Raw genomic sequence first — 17614 nt, forward strand, 5'->3', positions numbered from 1 at the left:
TCCGCCATGTCCTGGAGATCCGGCAGGATCTCGTGGACGGCGCCGTCGCCCGGCTGGTCGCCGATCCAGTCGATGAGTTGCTGCCGGGTGATGACCACCGTCGAGCGGTTCACGTCCTCCGCCCCCAACTCCCGCAGGCACCCCGCCAACAACCCCACCTTCGCCCGCCGCCCGGGCTCCGCCGCCACCTCCCGCGACACCACCGCCAACCGCCACAGCCCCATCCGCCCACACCTCCAACCCCAGCATCGGCGCCCGGGCACCAGCCCGCACCCGGGCGGCGGCGCCCGGTCCGTACCGGTTCCACCAACCTCGTCCCGCACCGCGCGGTGCCCGGAGCCCGCCGCGCGTCCCGAGAGCCCGCAGGAGCCCGCATCGGCGATCCGGCGTCTGCCCTGCCGCCCCGGCATCCACACCCTGACGCCGCCGTCTGCGCCCGCTGCGGCGGCGGACGCGCGGGCCCGGAGCGGCCGGCTCCGCGGGCCCGGCGCTCATCCGGATCCGGGGTGGCCGCAGGCGCCCGCCGTGCCCGCCCGTATCCCTTCGCGGCCGCGTGCGCCCGCTGTGGCCGGGCCTCCGCTTCCGCCCCGCGCCCGGAGGTGCCGCCGGGTGCGTCCACTGCGGCGGCGGACGTGCACGACCCGTGGCCTGCCCGCTCCGGGGCGACGTGCGCACCTCGCAGGTCGCCTGCGAGGGTTCCCTGGCGACGGGTGATCTCCGTGCCACGGCCCGGCGCGTCCAGCCCCTGCCACGGCGAAGTAGGCTGGGCCGCCCGGGTGTTGATCCTGCCGGAGCGCGGAGGGGGAGTCGCCGTGGCGATCGAGTTCGTTCGCCGGGTGGACGGTCTGGTCTACCGGTACCACCAGGACGGCGAGTTCAACGGCAGACCGTCGTTCAAGCGGGTGGACCTCGACGTGTGGTGCCGGTGGCTGCCCGGGCGGGGCTGGTGCACCGTCGGTGCCGACGGGACCCCCAACGGGTGGCCGCTGGACGGCAGTTCCGGTCGGGGTGGGTTTCCGCCGCTCGGCCCGTGGCGCAGTTGGAAGGCCGGCCGGTCCTACCTCTACGACCTGTGCCGCGCCGGCCGGTGATGTGCGGGTGCCCGGTGGCGCGGGCAGTCGCGCCACCGGGCACCTCCCGTCAGAGCTCGGTGAGCTCGCCCAGGCCCAGGGTGCGGAGGGTGTGGTTGGCCAGCTGGAGGTGGCCGACGGCGTTGGGGTGGGCGGGGTCGTCCAGCCACGGGATCGCCTCGCCGTCGGGGAAGGCGGCGAGCCAGTGCGCCTCGTGGTCGACGAGCAGCGCGCCGGTCTCGGCGGCGAGTTCCCGGACGGCCTGGCAGTACGCGGGCATCTCGGCGCGGGGGGCGCGTCCGGCGTGGCTGACCACGACGGGCGTGTGCAGCACGATCTGCGCACCGGCGGACCGGCGGATGATCTCGCGCATGGCATCGCGGTATTCCGCGAGCCCCTCCAGCCCGGCGCGCGCGTCGTTGGTGCCGAGCGACAGCGACAGCACGTCCGGTGCGAACCGGCCGATGACGAAGTCGTACGCCGCGAGCACGTCGGTGGCCCGCCAGGCGGAGACGCCCGTGTTGACGACGATGTCCGTCAGCCGGTCCAACTGCCAGCAGACCCGTTCCCGCACGTGCTCGACCCAGCCGCGCGCGCCGTGGGTGTGGTAGACGGCTTGGGTGATGCTGTCCCCGGCCATCACCCAGGTCATCGGGTTGCCGGAGAGCTCGACCACGGACGTTTCCCCCTTGAAAGTGCTTGCAGCTTGCTGCCTCGACGCTCGGGGAAGTGATCTTAAAGCGCACCTGGCCGGTAGCCGCTCACCGGGGCACCGGCATGCCGTGCCAGGAGGAGAAGCCGCTGGTGGCCCCTCGACGGCCGCCCTTCGAAGGCCGTACCGCTCACGGGCGTTACTGCTTGACAGGGTACGTAATACTGTAACGCGGCGGCCGGGGCGCCGTCGGAAGCCGGTCGCGCCCGCGTACTCGCCCTGCAGCTCGGAGCACCACATGCACCCCTTCCTCGACCACCCGGGGCCGCTGGCCTTCGCGCACCGCGGCGGTGAGCTCGGGCATCCGGAGAACTCGCTGGCCGCGTTCGAAGCCGCCGTGGCGCTCGGGTACCGGTACCTGGAGACGGACGTGCACGCCACCGCGGACGGCGTGCTGGTGGCCTTCCACGACTCCCGGCTGGACCGGGTGACCGACCGTCGCGGAGCGGTGGCCGAGCTGCGGTGGGAGGAGGTCCGGCGGGCCCGGATCGGGGGTGCGGAGCCGGTGCCACTGCTGGAGGACCTGCTCGGCGCGTTCCCCGGGGTCCGGTTCAACGTGGACGTGAAGGCGGCGCCGGCCGTCGGGCCGCTGGTCGAGGCGATCCGCCGGACCGGCGCCTGGGACCGGGTCTGCGTCGGCGGCTTCTCCGACAGCCGCCTCGCCGCCGTCCGCGCCGCCGCCGGTCCCCGGCTGGCGACCTCGCTCGGCCCTCGCGAGGTGGCCCGGTTGCGGCTGCGCTCGCTGGCCGGTCCGCTCCTGCCCGGGCGCGGGGCGCCGTTCGCCGGGGTGTGCGCGCAGGTGCCGGAGCGGCACAAGGGGGTGCGGGTGGTCGACCGGGCCTTCGTCCGGGCCGCCCACCGGCTCGGGCTGCAGGTCCACGTGTGGACTGTGGACGATCCCACACGGATCAGGGCTCTCCTCGACCTGGGTGTGGATGGCATCATGGCGGATCGCATCGACGTCCTGCGGGACGTCCTCGGCGAGCGCGGCTGCTGGACGGACGGCAGCACCGGCTCCAGCACGGTGATTTAGGAGCCCCCATGAGCACCACGGACCACTTGCCGGACGACGTCTCGTCGCCTCCGGTGTCCGCCGGCGAAGGCCGGGACCTGCGCCGGATGCAGTTCGGCTGGTACATCAACGACTGGGCCAACGCCGCCTTCTCGGCCACCGTCCTGACGGTGTTCCTCGGGCCGTACCTCACCGAGGTGGCGAAGAACGCCGCGGACGCGTCCGGCGACGTGCACCCGCTGGGCCTGACGATCCGTGCAGGATCGTTCTTCCCGTACACGGTCTCCTTCTCGGTGCTGATCTCGGTCGCGGTGATGCTGCTGACCGGCACGGTCGCCGACCGCACCGGGCGGCACAAGGAGCTGATGTGCGGTTTCGCCTACGTCGGCGCGCTCGCCACCATGGGATTGTTCCTCCTGCACGGCGACCGCTACCTGCTCGGCGGCGCGCTGCTGGTGGTCGCCAACATCGCGTACGCGGTGTCCGTGGCGCTCTCCTACGCCTACCTTCCGGGCCTGGCCGCCCCCGACGAGCGCGACGCGGTCTCCTCCAAGGGCTGGGCCTACGGCTACGCGGGCGGCGGACTGCTGCTGGTCGCCAACCTGGCGCTGTTCCAGGGCCACGACGCGCTCGGCCTGTCCTCCGGCACCGCAGTGCGGATCTGCCTGGCCTCGGCCGGCCTGTGGTGGGCGCTGTTCACGATCGTCCCGATGCTTCGGCTGCCCTCCCGGGCCGGCGTCGTGCGCGAGCGCGCCGAGGCCGCGCCCGACCAGCCCGCCGCCGGCAGCCTGCGCGAACTCGGCCGCACCCTCAAGGGCATGCGCAAGCACCCGCTCACCCTGCTCTACCTGGCCGCCTTCCTCTGCTACAACGACGGCATCCAGACCGTCGTCTCGCAGGCCTCGCTGTACGGCAGCGAGGAGCTCGGGATGGAGCAGGGCTCGCTGGTCGTCGCCGTCCTGATGGTCCAGATCGTGGCGATCGGCGGCGCGCTGCTGCTCGGCCGGATCGCGCGCCGCTACGGCGCCAAGAGGACCATCCTCGGCTCGCTGGTCGGCTGGGTGGTCACGCTGGCCCTCGGCTACCTCATGCCCGCCCACCAGCCCGTCTGGTTCTACGCCCTGGCCTGCATGATCGGCCTGGTGCTCGGCGGCAGCCAGGCGCTCTCCCGCTCGCTGTTCTCCCACCTCATCCCGGCGGGCCGGGAGGCCGAGTACTTCAGCGTCTACAAGGTCAGCGACCGCGGCACCAGTTGGATGGGCCCGCTGGTCTTCGGCCTCGCCTACCAGGTGACCGGCAGCTACCGCTCGGCGATCATCTCGCTGCTGGTCTTCTTCGTGATCGGCTTCGCGGTGCTGGTGAAGGTCCCGGTGCGCCGCGCCATCGAGGCCGTCGGCAACCCCGTGCCCGAGCGGCTCTGACCCGGCCCCGGCGGCCGGGCGCACAGCCCCGCCGCCCGGCCGCGGGCGCCGGACGGGGTCAGGGGCCGGGGTCAGGGGCCGGTGATCAGCCGGCCGATGCCGTCGAGGAACTCCTCCAGGGTGGCGGCCGCGAGCTCGGAGTCGCAACGATGTGCCGGGCCCCGTCCTCGTCCTGCCAGCTGTAGCCCCGGTACCGCGCCGTCGGCTCGTCCACCGCCGGGGACCTCCGCTCGGTGGCCGCCGGGTCGGCCCACGGTAGGCGATGAGCCCGTGCCGGCGGAAAGCGCTTCACCCTGCCGGGTACCGCGCGCAGGCGTGTGCGGGTAGCCGCCGGAGTGGAGCACGGGGCGGCTGGTGTTGGCCGGGGTGGAGATCGGCCGGAGGCCGACGGGGCGTCATGCTGGCCTCCCTGTCCGAGCGGCCGACCGAGGAGACCGTAGTGAGCACCACCGCCGTACACCGTTGGACCGTCAGCGCGCCGGAGGCCGGGGACTACCCGGCATGGCGCGAGCTCTTCCGCGGCTACTGCGCGTTCTACCGGGTGCCGATGCCGGAGGAGAAGGCCGAGCTGGTGTGGTCCTGGCTCAACGACCCGGCCCACGAGCTGGAGGGCCTGCTGGCCCGGGACGCCGCCGGGACGCCGGTCGGGCTGGCGCACTTCCGGCCGTTCTCCCGGCCGCTGCACGGCGCGGTCGGCGGCTTCCTGGACGACCTGTTCGTCGCCCCCGAGGTGCGGGGCGGCGGGGCGGTGGACGAACTGCTGGCCCGGCTGCGGGAGATCGCCGCCGAGCGCGGGTGGAACACGGTGCGGTGGATCACGGCGGACGACAACCACCGGGCGCGCAGCAAGTACGACCAGGTCGCCACCCGGACGATGTTCGTCACCTACGACATGGCCCCGGAGGCCACCGGCTCCTGAGGTTCCTGAGGCTCTCAGGACCCTCGGGGACGTCGACCGGGGCGCACGACCGGTTCGCGTGACCAAGTCGCCGGACATCCGTTCGGACTTTCTGTTATCGGCACTCCGCCGGGGGGTCTCCCAGGTGTCGGCACACCCGACCAGCCGACCTGGACAGAAAGCAGTGGCCACGTGAACAGCGACGACAGGACGACCATCAGCCCGGTGACCGGCGGCGGGGACGGCGGCCACGACCGCCCGGTTGGCCGCGCCGCGCGGCGGGCCGCCCAGCGGCACCAGGGCCGCGGCCGCCGGGGGCGCAGGCGTGGCGGGTTCGTGCCGGTCACGGCGGTCGTCGCCGCCGTGGCCGGGACCGGGCTGCTCGCCGCGCTGGCCGGGGCGGGGTACGCGGCGTTGGACGGCAAGCAGTCGGACCGGGACCTCGCCGGACAGGCGGCGGCGGCCGACTCGTTGGTCGCCGCCGAGCTGGGGACCCATGACGGCATCCAGGTGCCGGGCGCCGGGGGAGCCGACCCCTCGGGCGCCACGCTGCCGTCCGGCAGCCCGACCGCGACCGGCCCGGCGGCGACCGCGACCGCGACCCCCACCGCCACGGCCTCCCCGACGGCCACGCCCACCGCGACGGCGACCGCGAGCGCCCGGCCCACCGCCACCGCGAAGGCGAGCCCGACGGCCACCCGTACGGGCGCGAACGGCGGCGCCGGGGTCGCCGCCCAGCGGGCCACCGCCGCCCCGCCGGCCGCCCCGGCGGGCGGCGGCCCGAACGCCTCGTACGCGCAGCAGGTCGTGGACCTGGTCAACGGCGAGCGCGCCAAGGCCGGTTGCGGCCCGGTCAGCGCCGAGCCCCGGCTGGCGAGCGCGGCCCAGTCGCACAGCGACGACATGGCCGACCGCAACTACTTCGACCACGCCAGCCCCGAGGGCTACCACGCCGACCACCGGATCGAGGCCACCGGCTACCGCTGGAGCACCTGGGGCGAGAACATCGCCCGCGGCCAGAAGGACCCGGCGGCGGTGATGGACGCCTGGATGAACAGCCCGGGCCACCGGGCCAACATCCTGAACTGCTCCTTCACTCAGCTCGGGGTGGGCGTGCGGACCGGCGCCAACGGTCCGTGGTGGACCCAGGTGTTCGCCGCCCCGGCCTGATCGGACCACCACGACGGTGTTCCGGCCGGCCCGGCCCCACTCCTCAGCGGCAGTCCGATTTTCCGATTCCGCGCACATTGTTGTTATCTGATCATTCCCCACAGGTCTCCGAGGAGGCAGCGGCGGACGGAAACACGGCAAGACGGAGTGCGGACCATGAACGCTGATGTGCAGAACAGGACCGGGACGACCCTGGTACGCGCGGCGCAGGCAGGTGACCGGCAGGCCCAGGAGGCCCTGGTCGCCGCCTGGCTGCCGCTCGTCTACAACGTGGCCGGCCGCGCCCTCGGTGGCCACGCCGACGTGGACGACGTCGCCCAGGAGACCATGATCCGGGCCCTCGACGGCCTGGACGGGCTCCGCGAACCGGAGTCCTTCCGGTCCTGGCTGGTCGCCATCACCATGAACCAGGTCCGTCGCCGCCATGCCGCCGGACAGCAGCAGCCCACCGTCGGGGGCCTCGACGAGACCTGGGAAGTCGCCGACCCCCGGGCCGACTTCACCGACCTGACCATCCTGCGGCTCGGCCTGTCCGGCCAGCGGCGCGAAGTGGCGGAGGCCACCCGCTGGCTGGACCCGGACGACCGCGAGCTGCTCGCCCTGTGGTGGCTGGAGGCGAGCGGTGAACTCTCCCGCGCCGAGCTGGCCGAGGCCCTGGACCTGAGCCCGCAGCACACCGCCGTCCGGGTCCAGCGGATGAAGAAGCAGCTGGAGGCCGGCCGGGTCGTGGTCCGCGCCCTCGGCGCCTACCCGCGCTGCCCCCAACTCGCCGAGATCACCGTCGGGTTCGACGGCACCCCGAACTCCGTCTGGCGCAAGCGGATCGCCCGGCACATCCGCGGCTGCGCCGACTGCGACGGCCTCGGCCGCGACCTCTTCCCCGCCGAGGGCCTGCTGGCCGGCCTCGCCATGGTCCCGCTCCCCTCGGCCTCGCCCACCCTGCTGCACCTCCAGCACACCGCGGCCAACGCCGCGACCGTCGGGCACTCCGCCAACGCCGCGGGCGCCGGGCACTCCGCCGCGGGCGCGACCGCCGGGCACTCCGCCACCGCCGCGACCGCCGGGCACTCCGCCGCGGGCGCGGCGGGCGTGGGTTCGGGTACGGCGGGCGGGGGTTCGGGCACGGCCACCGGTACGGCCACCGGCTCCGGTGCGCACGGCGGTTGGGCCGGCACCGCCGCCCGCAAGGCCGTCCTGGCGAGCGGTGCGGCCGCCGCGGTCGCGGTCACCACCCTGGCGCTGGTCTGGCCGAACCACAGCGAGCCGCCGGGCGCGGCCGCAGCCGAACCCAGCACCACGGCCGCCGCGATGGACACCCCGGCGGTCCTGCTCGCGACCCCGGCGGCCACTCCCACGCCCACCCCGACGCCGACGCCGACGCCCACCGAGACTCCGACGGCGACGCCCACGCCCACGCCGACCGCGGCCCGGTCGGCCACCGCCGCGCCGCCGCCGAACCCGGAGCGGCAGCTGGCGGACCTGGTCAACGCCGAACGCGCCAAGGTGGGTTGCGGCCCGCTGCGGATCGACCCGCGGCTGCACAGCTCCGCCCAGAAGCACGCCGACGACATGGCCGCCCGCGGCTTCTTCGACCACGTCAACCCGGACGGCGTCCGCCCGGACGCCCGGATCACCGCGGCCGGCTACCGCTGGTCCCAGTGGGGCGAGAACCTCGACCGGGGCCCGACCACGCCGGCGGCCGTCTTCGCCCGCTGGATGGACGGGGGCATCCACCAGTCCAACATGCTCGACTGCGGCTTCAAGGACATCGGTGTCGGCACCGCCGCCGGCCCGGCGGGCGCTCTGTGGGCCCTGGACCTCGGCGCCCCGATGTCCTGACGAGCCGAGCCCGCCGTCCGCCGTCCGCCGTCCGCCGTCCGGCACCGGCCCCGGCGGCGGGCGGCGGCGCGCCTTTCCCGTGCGCCGTCCGCGGCACCGTCCTGGTGATCCCGCCGACCGCGCTCCCCGCCTCGCGGGTGAAGGCGGACGGCCCGGCGCCCTCGGCCGGGCCGCCGTGCGGAACGGGCACGACGAACAGCGCCAGCTACGCGGTGCCGGGCCGAAGTCCTGGGAGGCTACGTTGAGTTCGGCCCACTCGGGGGCGTCCGGCGGCGCGAGCCCGGCTCTGCTGCCGGGTCTCGCGCTCGTCGAGGCAGAGCGCGACGCCCCTCCCGCAGGCGAGGACCAGGAGCGGGACGGCGAGGGCGAAGCGGTTGCTACGCAGCCTGCCGAGGACGCCCATCTCACGGCGCGATCTCGAACGCGGGCGGCTTGAGGCCCGCGAGGCAGCCCTTGTCCGGAGCGGTCGGGGTGCTGAAGAACGAGCGCGTGATCGACTGCGCGCACGGGGAGTCGGCGAAGACCACGTGGGCGGCGTAAGGGATCGTCAGCTCCGTGGACCGGCTCAGCGTACGGGCGGCGTACGCCCCGTTGCTCGGCGCGGTCTGGGCGTCGAACCCGCCGGACAGCACGAGGGCCGGGATGTCGCTGCGCGTCACGTCCCGGACCGAGTCGTTCGCCGCCGGTACGTCCCAAGCCCGGCAGTCCGCGTGGAGGAGGGGGAGCATCGGGGCGTTGGCCAGCACCGACCGGGGGAAGGACGGGAACGCGCGGTGCCCGGCCCGGACCACGTCGGCCCGGCTCTCGAACGGCGTCCACTCGCGGCAGAAGACGCCGTACGCGAGGCCGTGGGACATCCTCCCGACGGCCTGCGGGCTGAGCTTGCCGCCCGCCCACTGCTCGGCGACCCGCTGCGGCTTGCCGTGGGCCAACTCGTCGATGGAGCGGGGCACTCCGGCCGCCACGTGGGTGGCGGAGACCAGCCAGCCCACCAGGGCTCCGCCGTCCAGCACGACCTCGACCGGCTCCGGGCGGCCCGGAACGGGGACGGTGGTGGTGACCGGCTCGGCCTCCAGCCGGCTGACGAGGCGCTCGAAGGTGCCCTTCAGATCCGGGTAACGGGCGTTGCAGGCGGCCTGCGCCGCGCAGGCTGCGAACAGGCCGTCGAAACCCTCGCGGGCGGCCTTCCAGGTCACGGCCCCACCCGCCAGGGACGGCGGCAGCACGCCGTCGATGCCGACCGACCGGATGCCCTCCGGATGCAGACGCATGTAGAGCAGGGCCAGGTCGGTGCCGTAGGAGATGCCGAACACGTTCCACCGGTCGACGCCCAGCGCCAGGCGCAGGTCCGCGTAGTCGGCGGCGCTCTCGGTGCCGTCGTACGCGGCGAGGTCGGCCCCGCGGCCCTCCAGCTCGTCGCGGCAGGCCCGCGTGGCCTCGACGTGCCGGCGTCCGGTGGACCGCGCGTCCTGGACGAGGCCGACGGCGCGTGCGTTGGACTCGTCGATGTCGGGGCAGGTGAGCGCCGGGTCGGCGGAGTACGTCCCGCGCTGGGACATGAAGATCACGTCCCGGTCGCGGTTCAGGCCGCCGTTGAGAGCGAGCTGGATCTCGGAGACCGCGTCGTCGCCGGGGCCGCCGGCGAGCCACACGATCGGGTCGTCGGCCGCCCGGTGCGCGGCCGGCACCACCGCGACCCCGAGGGCGATCCTCCGTCCGTCGGGTCGCTTCCGGTCCTCGGGCACGGTGAGCGTTCCGCAGTGGGCTCCGTTCAGCCCGGGGGCCGGGTCGGCCGTCCTCGGGCAGGGGCCCGGCCGGTAGCGGGCGTGGCCCACCGTCCGGGCGGCCGTGCCGAGGAGCTCTCCGCCGCCGGACCCGGCGCGGGCGGGCACCGCGGCGAGGCCGGTGACGAGGACGCCGGCCGTGGCCCCGGCCAGGGTGGTCAGGAGCCGTCGCGCGACGGGCCGGTGACGGGCAGGCCGGTGGGTGCTCATGCGGACTCCGGAGCAGGCCTGACGGTGAGCGGTCGCGGGGCGAGCGCGGCCGCGCAGGAGGTGTCCGGCGCCACCGGGTCCGCCAGGAAGGAGGCCAGGACGGCTTCCACCGGGGCCCCGCCCGACGGCGGCCGCACCGTCAGCCGCAGCGGGTGCGCCTCCAGCCGTCCGGTCTGCTCGGTCGGCGTGTCCGGCGTGTCCGGGGGCACGACCGAGTCGATCGCCACCGAGCGGATCCCCTCAGGAGCGGTCCGTGCGCCCCGGGGACGCCGCCGTCCGGACCGGTGTCGCGTCCGTATTCTTCCGGGGCCGCCGGTCCCGTGGACGGACGGCGGGTCGCCCGGGATGTCGCCCTGTCCCAGCATGAGGCCCCGTCTCTCTCAGGTCCCCGGAAGGGCGGCGCCGCGTGGATCCGGCAACCGCCGCACGGTTCGCACGGGGATCGCGTAGCCCAGCCTGGGTCTACGGGGGGACGTCCACCACTCGTGGGCTCCACACGGAGGAGCCGGAGCTCGGGATGAGGGCGGGACGCGGACCTACGCGGCCGTGACCGGGATCAGGCCGTCCGCCGTGCCGGTCACGAACCCGGTGGGCCGGCCGACCACGCCGCCCGCGTCCCCGACCTGGCCGGGGGCGGCGCCCGCGCCGGGCAGCCCACCGGGCAGCCCCTCCTGGCCGCCGACGGCACTGGCGTGCGCACTCGGGGCGGTGAGGGAGGCCACGAAGCCGACCGCGAGCGAGGCGACGGCGAGCATGCTGCGCTTCTTCATGGCCGGTCCAACGACCGCGCGCCGCAAGGGTTACGGGTTCCGGCCGCTTCCCTCAGCGCGCCAGCGTCCCGGCGTCGCCCATCACCACCACCGGGCGCAGGGCCGGGTCCAGGGCGAGCAGCAGCTCCCGCATCCGGTCCGCGCTCATGCTCACGCAGCCGTGCGTCGGGCCGCCGTGGTCGACGTGCAGCCAGATCCCGCTGCCGTACCGATCGCCGAGCGGGCGGCGCGGGTCGAGCGGAGTGGAGCCGGGGACACGGTTGTAGTCGATGGCGATCACGTAGTCGAAGGACCCTTCCAGCGGCTCGCCCTCGAAGCCGGTGCCCGAGACCGCGAAGTCGTCGGAGCGGCTGTACGGCAGGCGGCTGCCCGGGTCGGGCAGGAGGCCGCCCGCGTCGCTGAGGGTGAACACCCCGATGGGGGAGCGCAGGTCGTTCCGGCGGTGGTCGGCGGTCCAGCCCCGCAGGGCGTTGCGGGTCGGCCAGGTCGGCCCGGCGAGCCAGCCGTCGCCGTCGTCGCGGTAGAGGACGGCCTGGCCGGTGGAGGCGTCGGGCCCGTCCCCGCTGACCACCAGCACCTGCCGCGTCCCGGCCGGGACGGCACTGCCCAACCGCTCGCCGACGCCCGGCAGTCGGCTCGGAAGCTCGGGCGGGTCGGGCCGCGCGGCGGAGGCGGCGGACGGCTGGTCGAAAGGGACGGCCGGGCCGTCGGCGGGGGAGAGGACGACTGCGGCGGACGGCCCGGAGGAGCCCTCGGGTGCGCAGCCCGCCAGGAGCAGTGCCAACCCGATGAGGGCACGACGGGGCAGGGACATGGCGGTTCCGTTTCGTTGACAGGTGGAGTCGTGGAACGGGCGGAGGGTCAGCGGTCAGCGGCCCGGAGCGGGTCGAGCGGCTGTTGCACCTGCTGCAGCGTCCGGTCCGACGGCTCCCGCGCGCAGGCGGTCAGTTCGACCGTCACGGCCTTCCCGAGGGCGGTGCTTCGGCGGCCGACCAGCTCCCGGCCGCCGTCGTAGCCGGAGCAGTCCTTGTCGACCGCGATGTCCGCCATGCCCATGGTCTCCCCGTCGGGCTGCCCGGTCGAATCCGGCGCGTCGATCAGCCGCAGGGTGAGCAGGACCCGGTCCGCGGTCAGCGGCGCGATCGGTACGCACGGCCAGGCCGAGCCCGAGCCCGGCGGTCCGCCGTCGCCGCCTGCTCCGGGCGGCCCGGGCGAGCACCCGCTCCACCCGGTAGGCCTAGGGCCGGTCGTGGGCGATCCGCTCCCGGCGCGGCCAGACCTTGGCGAGCGCGGTCTGCAGCAGGTCCTCGGCCTGGTGCGGGTCGCCGGTCAGCAGTTAGGCCGTGCGCAGCGGTTCGGGAGCGCCAGGCGGCGACGAACTCCGCGAAGTCCGGTGTCGCGTCCCTCGTCGTGCCGCCGTTCCCGCCATGGTGTCCGCACCGTCTCCGGCGGCCCTGGCGGCCGGAGGGGCCGCGTCGTCGTGGGTTTCGTGCTCACGGCTGCTGAACGCGGTGGGGGGCGCGGTGGGCTGACTGTCGGGCCGGGGAATTCCCACCCGGCCCCGCGCCAGGCCGTCGAAGGCCCGCCGGAGGCGTTGGACGGCCCGCGTGCCGGCCGGGGCCAGGCCGGGCGGCACGCGGGCCGTGGGGACCACCATGGCCCGCCGGACCGGGCACGGCCAGGGGCGCACGGGGGCGCCCGGGGTTGCAACGCGGCGCGATCGGGCGGGCGAATCGCGGCAGAGCGTCCGAAAGTCGATCAGATCCCGCGAAGCGCGTCAGACCGTCCCCGATCCCTCCGCCGCGCCGTATCCCCCCGCCCGTGCGCCGGCGGCCGGGGCGTCCGCCACCGGAGCCACCGGCGCGACCGTCCAGTCCGGGTGGCCGGGCATCGGCGGGGTGCGCCGCCCGTACAGCCAGTCGTCCAGGAATCCGCGCAGGTCCTGCCCCGAGACCTCCGAGGCGGTGCGCTCGTAGTCGCGGGTGGTGGCGTTGCCGTAGCGGTGCTGGCGCAGGAAGGTGCGTTCGATCCGGTCGAAGGTCGCCGCCCCGACCTTCTCCCGCAGCGCGAACAGCACCAGCGCGCCGCCGGTGTACCGCTGGCTGTCGAAGAGGTTGTCGGCGCTGGGGGAGGCGACCGGCCCGGCGTCGTGCCGCCACTGGTCGCCGAGGCCGTACAGCATGCGCATCCGGTCGACCAGGGTGGTGTGGCCCCAGGCGTCGGGCCAGCCGCGTTCGTAGCGGTAGAGGAGGCCGTAGTAGTCGGCGTGGCCCTCGTTGAGCCACAGGTCGGCCCAGGTGGCGGGGGAGACGCTGTCGCCGAACCAGGAGTGCACCAGCTCGTGCATCATGTGCGAGCCGATCGCCGGCTCGGCCTGGCGCAGGAAGCCGGGCTTGTAGAGGGTGAGGGTCTGGGTCTCCAGCCCGGTGAAGCCGAAGGCCTCCGGGTCGTCGGTGTTGGCCGGCAGGATGCCGTAGGACTCGAACGGGAACGGCCCCAAGTGCTCCTCGGCCCAGACGAGTTGGTCGGCGGTGAGGTCGAGGGCGGGGGCCAGCTCGGCGAGCCGGGCGGTCGGGACGACGTCGCGCAGCGGCAGCCCGCGAGGGCCGGTGCGCTCGCGGACGGCGTAGTCGCCGACCGACACCTGGACGAGTTCGGTGGCCATCGGCTCGCGGGAGGCGTACCGCCGGGTGGTGCGGCCGTCGCCGAGCCGCTCGGTCCGCGTCAACTCCCCGTTGGCGACGCCCAGGAGCGCGTCCGGGGCCGTCACCGCGATGGTGAAGCGGGCCTTGTCGCCGGGGTGGTCGTTGCAGGGGAAGACGGTGTGCGCACTGGCGGGCTGCCCGGCCACCGCGAAGCCGTCGGGGGTCGGCACCCAGCCGGTGTGCGGCAGCACGGCGCGCGGGTCGGCGGTGTACTCGACGGTCAGCCGCGCGGTGGCGCCCCGGCGCAGTGGGCGGTTCGGCACGACGGTCAGCTTCTCGTCGTGGGAGGCGAACCGGGCCGGGCGCCCGTCGACCCGGACGGCGCGCACGTCCAGCCCGAGCGAGTCCAGCTCCAGGCGGCCGAGGGTGCGGGAGAGCCGGGTGGTGATCACCGCCGTGGCGTCCACGGTCCGGGTGGCGGGCCGGTACTCGAAGGACAGGTCGTAGGCGAGCGCGCGGTACCCGGTGTTGCCGAGCGCGGGGAAGACCGGATCGCCCAGCCCGCCCGCGGCGGTGGCGGAGGGGACGCTCGCGGACAGCAGCGCCGCACTGAGCACCAGCGCCAGGGCGAGGCCGACACGGGGCCTGGACAGGGCGATCACCACACTTCGACGACGGAGGGGCGGGAACCGTGCGGCGGTGCGGGCGGCGCACCGAGTACGGACCCTAGCGGACCGTCAGAACCCGCCGGTCGGCTCCTGCCCGGACCGTGACGACACGCGGACGTCCCCCGTACGGACCACGGTGCTGGCGGCGTCCCCGGGGCCGGGGCTAACGTTCGAAGTGCTTCGTCCCCTGACGGACGGGGCCACGGCCGTCGGAGAACCTGGCCAGGTCCGGCGGCCGTACTCCTGTGCTCCGACGCATCCCCGGCGCCCTGACGGCTGCGCGGGCGCACCCCCTAGGCTGGCGCCCGAGACGACGCCCGCGATCCGGATGCCAGGAGCCGCCGTGACCAGCCCCGCTTCACCCGTACTGGTGATCGGCGAGTGCGTCGCCGACATCGTCCGCACCGACGGCGCCCCCGACCGGGTGCACCCCGGCGGCAGCCCGGCGAACCTCGCGTACGGGCTGGCCCGGCTGGGCCGCCCGGCCGTGCTGCTCACCGAACTCGGGCCGGACGCCAACGGGCGGCTGATCCGCGACCACCTGGAGTCGGCCGGGGTCGAGGTCCGCGCCGCCGAGGTGGCGCGGACGCCCTCGGCGGTGGTGCGGCTGGACGGGCAGGGGAGGGCCCGGTACACCTTCGACATCGGCTGGACGCTCCCGTCGACCGAGCTCCCCGAGGCCCCCGCCGCGATCCACCTCGGCTCGATCGGCGCGGTCGCCGAACCGGGCTCCGCCGCGGTGCTGGCCCTGGTGCGGCGGTGGCGGGGCCGGGCGCAGATCAGCTACGACCCGAACGTGCGCCCCGCGCTGATGGGCGAGCGGGCGGAGGCGGTCCGCCGGGTCGAGCGCTGCGTGGCGCTCAGCGACCTGGTGAAGGCGAGCGACGAGGATCTCGCCTGGCTCTACCCGGGCGAGCCCGTCGAGGCCGTCGCCGAGCGCTGGCTCGCCCTCGGCCCCGCCGTGGTCGCCGTCACCCTCGGCGCGGAGGGCGCCGTCGCGCTCACCGCCGGGGGCCGCCGGGAACTGGTGGCGGCCGTCCCGGTGCCGGTCGCGGACACCGTCGGCGCCGGAGACTCCTTCATGGCCGCCTTCCTGCACGCCCGCGCCTGCGGCGCCGACCTCGCCGACTGCCTCACCCAGGCCGTCACCGCCGCCGCCGTGACCGTCTCCCGCCCCGGCGCCAACCCGCCGTCGGCCGCCGAACTGGCCGACGCCCTGGCGCGCTGCGCGGACGCCGACGCGGTGTAGCGGACCGGTCAGGCAGCCGAGGCGAGGTCCTTGCCGTACCACACCTCGGAGTACGGACCGCTGTTGTACGCCGGTATCTCCCGGTACCCGTTGCGCAGGTACAGGGCGCGGGCCTCGACCAGGTCGAGGCGGGTGTCGAGCACGATCCGCTCGGCGCCCATGCCGCGGGCGGCCTCGTCGACGGCCGCGAGCAGCCGGGCTCCGCCGCCGGTGCCGCGCAGACCTGGGCGGACGAAGACGCGGGTGAGCTCGACGGTGACGGCGTCGTGGCGCCGCAGGCCGGCGCAGGACTGGGCGGCACCGTCGTAGCGGCCGAGCAGGAAGAGGCCGGTGGGGGCGGCCAGGTCGTCGCTGGGGGAGTCGGCCAGCCCGGCCTCCAACTGCTCCGGGGTGCCCTCCCGGCCCAGGTGGAGGCGGTAGTAGCGGTTGGCCACGTCGTAGTAGTACTCGCGCAGCAGCCCCTCGGCCTCGGGGGAGGTCACGTCGGCCGTGGTGACGGTCCAGAGGTCGGAGCGGGTGCGCGCGGTGTCGGTCATGCGCGCATGATCCACTCCCGGGGGCTGTGGCCGCAAAGGGTTTTTCGCGCCGGTTCCGGAGGATTCGGCAAAGGAACGGCAAGGCGACCGGGGTGCCGTTGCCCCGGGTGGGTGACGGGGGGATTGACAGATGCACGCGGCGGGGGAGCAGTGCAGCTATGAACGGACCATCAGTTTGTCGCACTGGCAGGAGTTTGATGGCGGATCAGAAGCGCACCGGCCTGCTCGCCGCCGTCTGCCTCACCGCCGTGGTCGCGGGCTGCGCCGCCCCCGCCGCCCAGCCGGAGCCCGCCCCGGCCGGCGGAGTCTCCGCAGTGTCCGGGGCCGTGCCGCTGAAGATCCCCGGGCTGGCCCGCCAGGAGGAGGAGGCCAGCGGCCAGGCGGCCGCCCGCCGGGCGGACGAGGCCCGCGCCGCCCTGCAGACCGCACAGCACTGGGGCCTCGACCGCCCGCCGCTGAAGGCCCCGCCCCGCCCGGCGACCAGGCCCGCGCTCACCCCCGTGCAGGGCGTCAAGCTGAAGGACGGCCGCCCGCCCGTGGTGTTCCGGGTGCCGACCCAGGACAAGGTGGTCTTCCTGACCATCGACGACGGCTACGAGAAGGACCCGGAGTTCTCCCGGATGGCCGATGAACTGGGCATCCCGTTCAGCGCCTTCCTCTCCGACTACCTCGTCCGCGACAACTACGGCTACTACCGCGACCTCCACAAGCAGGGCGTGGAGATCAACAACCACACCATCAACCACCGCAACCTGAAGGTCCTCGACTACGAGACCCAGCGCCAGGAGATCTGCAACCAGCAGGACCAGCTGGAGCAGCAGATCGGCGTCCGCCCCCGGCTGTTCCGGCCGCCGTACGGCGAGTACAACGACGACACCCTGCGGGCGGCCGCCTCCTGCGGGGTGCAGGCGGTGCCGCTGTGGAACGAGGAGGCCTTCCCGGACCACATGGAGTGGCGCTACGACGACCGCAAGCTCCATCCGGGCGACATCATCCTCACCCACTTCCGCGGCACCGCCGACTGGAAGGCCACCATGCCGGACCTGCTGCGCAGGGTGGTCAACGACGTGACCGCGGCCGGCTTCTCGCTGGGCCGCCTGGACGACTACCTGTAGCGGCGGCCCGCCTCAGCCGAGCGAGAGGGCGTCGAGGTACACCCAGGCGCCCTCGTGCCGGACGAACCGGCTGTGCTCGGTGAGCACGCCCTCCTCGCCGCCCTCGGTCCAGTGCGCCCGGAAGGCGACGCTGCCCTCGGCGTGGAAGGCGCCACCCTCGCTGGTGGAGACCACCTCCAGCCGGGTCCAGCGCAGCGCCGGGTCGAAGTCCACCTCGGCGGGCCGGGTGTCCGGGTGCCAGGTGCGCAGCAGGTAGGCCTCGTCCTGGGCGGCGAAGGCGCTGAACCGCGAGCGCATCAGCGACTCGGCGGTGGCGGCCTTCGCCTGGCCGCGGTGCAGCCGGCCGCAGCAGTCGCCGTAGGTGGCGGGCAGGCCGCACGGGCACGGGGACGAGGGCAGCAGCCGGGGAGCGGCGGGGCGGGGCGCGGAACGACGTCGGGACATGCGGTCCATTGTCCCCCACGGTCGGCGGCCGCGTGCCGGGCCCGCCCGCCCCCTCCCCGGTCGGGAGGGGG

At 75.0% G+C, this 17614-nt stretch carries 17 protein-coding genes; 8 read left to right on the top strand and 9 right to left on the bottom strand.

The features are described from left to right. Positions 1-812: 812 nt before the first annotated feature. Positions 813-1091 (top strand): hypothetical protein, encoded by a 279-nt coding sequence (locus ACFV1W_RS26275; RefSeq protein WP_380419696.1) that lies wholly within the window; start codon positions 813-815, stop codon positions 1089-1091. A gap of 49 nt (positions 1092-1140) precedes the next feature. Here ACFV1W_RS26275 and ACFV1W_RS26280 read toward each other — a convergent pair whose 3' ends face one another. After that, on the bottom strand, positions 1141-1746 hold the full coding sequence (locus ACFV1W_RS26280; RefSeq protein ID WP_380419697.1) for an SGNH/GDSL hydrolase family protein: 606 nt from the start codon (positions 1744-1746) through the stop codon (positions 1141-1143). 274 nt (positions 1747-2020) lie between these two features. Here ACFV1W_RS26280 and ACFV1W_RS26285 point away from each other — a divergent pair, with 274 nt between their 5' ends. The 5 genes from ACFV1W_RS26285 to ACFV1W_RS26305 all read left to right on the top strand — a co-directional run bounded on the left by ACFV1W_RS26285 (position 2021) and on the right by ACFV1W_RS26305 (position 8122). Next, positions 2021-2815 carry a glycerophosphodiester phosphodiesterase gene (locus tag ACFV1W_RS26285; protein ID WP_380419698.1) on the top strand — a complete coding sequence of 265 codons (795 nt, stop codon included), beginning with the start codon at positions 2021-2023 and terminating at the stop codon, positions 2813-2815. 8 nt (positions 2816-2823) lie between these two features. Beyond that, on the top strand, positions 2824-4215 hold the full coding sequence (locus ACFV1W_RS26290; protein ID WP_380419699.1) for an MFS transporter: 1392 nt from the start codon (positions 2824-2826) through the stop codon (positions 4213-4215). A 439-nt stretch (positions 4216-4654) separates the two neighbouring features. Then, positions 4655-5134: a GNAT family N-acetyltransferase gene (locus ACFV1W_RS26295; protein WP_380419700.1), complete on the top strand. Its 480-nt coding sequence runs from the start codon at positions 4655-4657 to the stop codon at positions 5132-5134. A gap of 171 nt (positions 5135-5305) precedes the next feature. Further along, positions 5306-6283, top strand: coding sequence for a CAP domain-containing protein (locus ACFV1W_RS26300; RefSeq protein WP_380419701.1), 978 nt, complete (start codon positions 5306-5308; stop codon positions 6281-6283). Positions 6284-6439: 156 nt separating this feature from the next. Then, positions 6440-8122, top strand: a complete 1683-nt coding sequence (locus tag ACFV1W_RS26305) for a sigma-70 family RNA polymerase sigma factor (RefSeq protein WP_380419702.1) — start codon at positions 6440-6442, stop codon at positions 8120-8122. 404 nt (positions 8123-8526) lie between these two features. On the opposite strand, the gene ACFV1W_RS26310 is transcribed toward ACFV1W_RS26305, so the two are convergent. From ACFV1W_RS26310 to ACFV1W_RS26335, 6 genes are all read right to left on the bottom strand, one after another. Next, positions 8527-10116, bottom strand: a complete 1590-nt coding sequence (locus ACFV1W_RS26310; protein WP_380419703.1) for an alpha/beta fold hydrolase — start codon at positions 10114-10116, stop codon at positions 8527-8529. Further along, positions 10113-10343: a hypothetical protein gene (locus ACFV1W_RS26315; RefSeq protein WP_380419704.1), complete on the bottom strand. Its 231-nt coding sequence runs from the start codon at positions 10341-10343 to the stop codon at positions 10113-10115. The genes ACFV1W_RS26310 and ACFV1W_RS26315 overlap by 4 nt, the downstream gene beginning before the upstream one ends. Positions 10344-10652: 309 nt before the next feature. Further along, entirely contained in the window at positions 10653-10886 is a 234-nt protein-coding gene (locus ACFV1W_RS26320) for a hypothetical protein (protein ID WP_380419705.1), read from the bottom strand. A 52-nt stretch (positions 10887-10938) separates the two neighbouring features. After that, positions 10939-11700 (bottom strand): L,D-transpeptidase family protein, encoded by a 762-nt coding sequence (locus tag ACFV1W_RS26325; RefSeq protein WP_380419706.1) that lies wholly within the window; start codon positions 11698-11700, stop codon positions 10939-10941. Positions 11701-11747: 47 nt separating this feature from the next. Beyond that, positions 11748-11936: a hypothetical protein gene (locus tag ACFV1W_RS26330; RefSeq protein WP_380419707.1), complete on the bottom strand. Its 189-nt coding sequence runs from the start codon at positions 11934-11936 to the stop codon at positions 11748-11750. A gap of 727 nt (positions 11937-12663) precedes the next feature. Beyond that, the gene (locus ACFV1W_RS26335) at positions 12664-14196 is read right to left on the bottom strand and encodes a M1 family metallopeptidase (protein WP_380419708.1); all 1533 of its coding nucleotides are present in this window, start codon (positions 14194-14196) and stop codon (positions 12664-12666) included. 346 nt (positions 14197-14542) lie between these two features. Here ACFV1W_RS26335 and ACFV1W_RS26340 point away from each other — a divergent pair, with 346 nt between their 5' ends. Then, positions 14543-15448 (top strand): carbohydrate kinase, encoded by a 906-nt coding sequence (locus ACFV1W_RS26340; protein WP_380419709.1) that lies wholly within the window; start codon positions 14543-14545, stop codon positions 15446-15448. A gap of 8 nt (positions 15449-15456) precedes the next feature. Here the strand turns inward: ACFV1W_RS26340 and ACFV1W_RS26345 are convergent, their stop codons facing one another. Continuing rightward, positions 15457-15984, bottom strand: a complete 528-nt coding sequence (locus ACFV1W_RS26345) for a GNAT family N-acetyltransferase (protein WP_380419710.1) — start codon at positions 15982-15984, stop codon at positions 15457-15459. Positions 15985-16181: 197 nt separating this feature from the next. On the opposite strand from ACFV1W_RS26345, the gene ACFV1W_RS26350 reads away from it, so the two are divergent. Next, entirely contained in the window at positions 16182-17099 is a 918-nt protein-coding gene (locus ACFV1W_RS26350) for a polysaccharide deacetylase family protein (protein WP_380419711.1), read from the top strand. A 12-nt stretch (positions 17100-17111) separates the two neighbouring features. On the opposite strand, the gene ACFV1W_RS26355 is transcribed toward ACFV1W_RS26350, so the two are convergent. Further along, positions 17112-17543, bottom strand: a complete 432-nt coding sequence (locus tag ACFV1W_RS26355; protein WP_380419712.1) for a YchJ family protein — start codon at positions 17541-17543, stop codon at positions 17112-17114. Between the last annotated feature and the right edge of the window lie 71 nt (positions 17544-17614).

It is taken from the genome of Kitasatospora sp. NPDC059648 (genome assembly GCF_042734825.1).
In the GTDB taxonomy this organism is placed as follows: Bacteria; Actinomycetota; Actinomycetes; order Streptomycetales; family Streptomycetaceae; genus Kitasatospora.

What these genes read in the sequence shown, in the direction of transcription:
- ACFV1W_RS26285 (WP_380419698.1), top strand. Translation starts at nt 2,021, where the DNA reads ATGCACCCCTTCCTCGACCACCCGGGGCCGCTGGCCTTCGCGCACCGC.
- ACFV1W_RS26290 (WP_380419699.1), top strand. Translation starts at nt 2,824, where the DNA reads ATGAGCACCACGGACCACTTGCCGGACGACGTCTCGTCGCCTCCGGTG.
- ACFV1W_RS26305 (WP_380419702.1), top strand. Translation starts at nt 6,440, where the DNA reads ATGAACGCTGATGTGCAGAACAGGACCGGGACGACCCTGGTACGCGCG.
- ACFV1W_RS26310 (WP_380419703.1), bottom strand. Translation starts at nt 10,116, where the DNA reads ATGAGCACCCACCGGCCTGCCCGTCACCGGCCCGTCGCGCGACGGCTC.
- ACFV1W_RS26320 (WP_380419705.1), bottom strand. Translation starts at nt 10,886, where the DNA reads ATGAAGAAGCGCAGCATGCTCGCCGTCGCCTCGCTCGCGGTCGGCTTC.
- ACFV1W_RS26325 (WP_380419706.1), bottom strand. Translation starts at nt 11,700, where the DNA reads ATGTCCCTGCCCCGTCGTGCCCTCATCGGGTTGGCACTGCTCCTGGCG.
- ACFV1W_RS26330 (WP_380419707.1), bottom strand. Translation starts at nt 11,936, where the DNA reads ATGGCGGACATCGCGGTCGACAAGGACTGCTCCGGCTACGACGGCGGC.
- ACFV1W_RS26345 (WP_380419710.1), bottom strand. Translation starts at nt 15,984, where the DNA reads ATGACCGACACCGCGCGCACCCGCTCCGACCTCTGGACCGTCACCACG.
- ACFV1W_RS26350 (WP_380419711.1), top strand. Translation starts at nt 16,182, where the DNA reads ATGGCGGATCAGAAGCGCACCGGCCTGCTCGCCGCCGTCTGCCTCACC.
- ACFV1W_RS26355 (WP_380419712.1), bottom strand. Translation starts at nt 17,543, where the DNA reads ATGTCCCGACGTCGTTCCGCGCCCCGCCCCGCCGCTCCCCGGCTGCTG.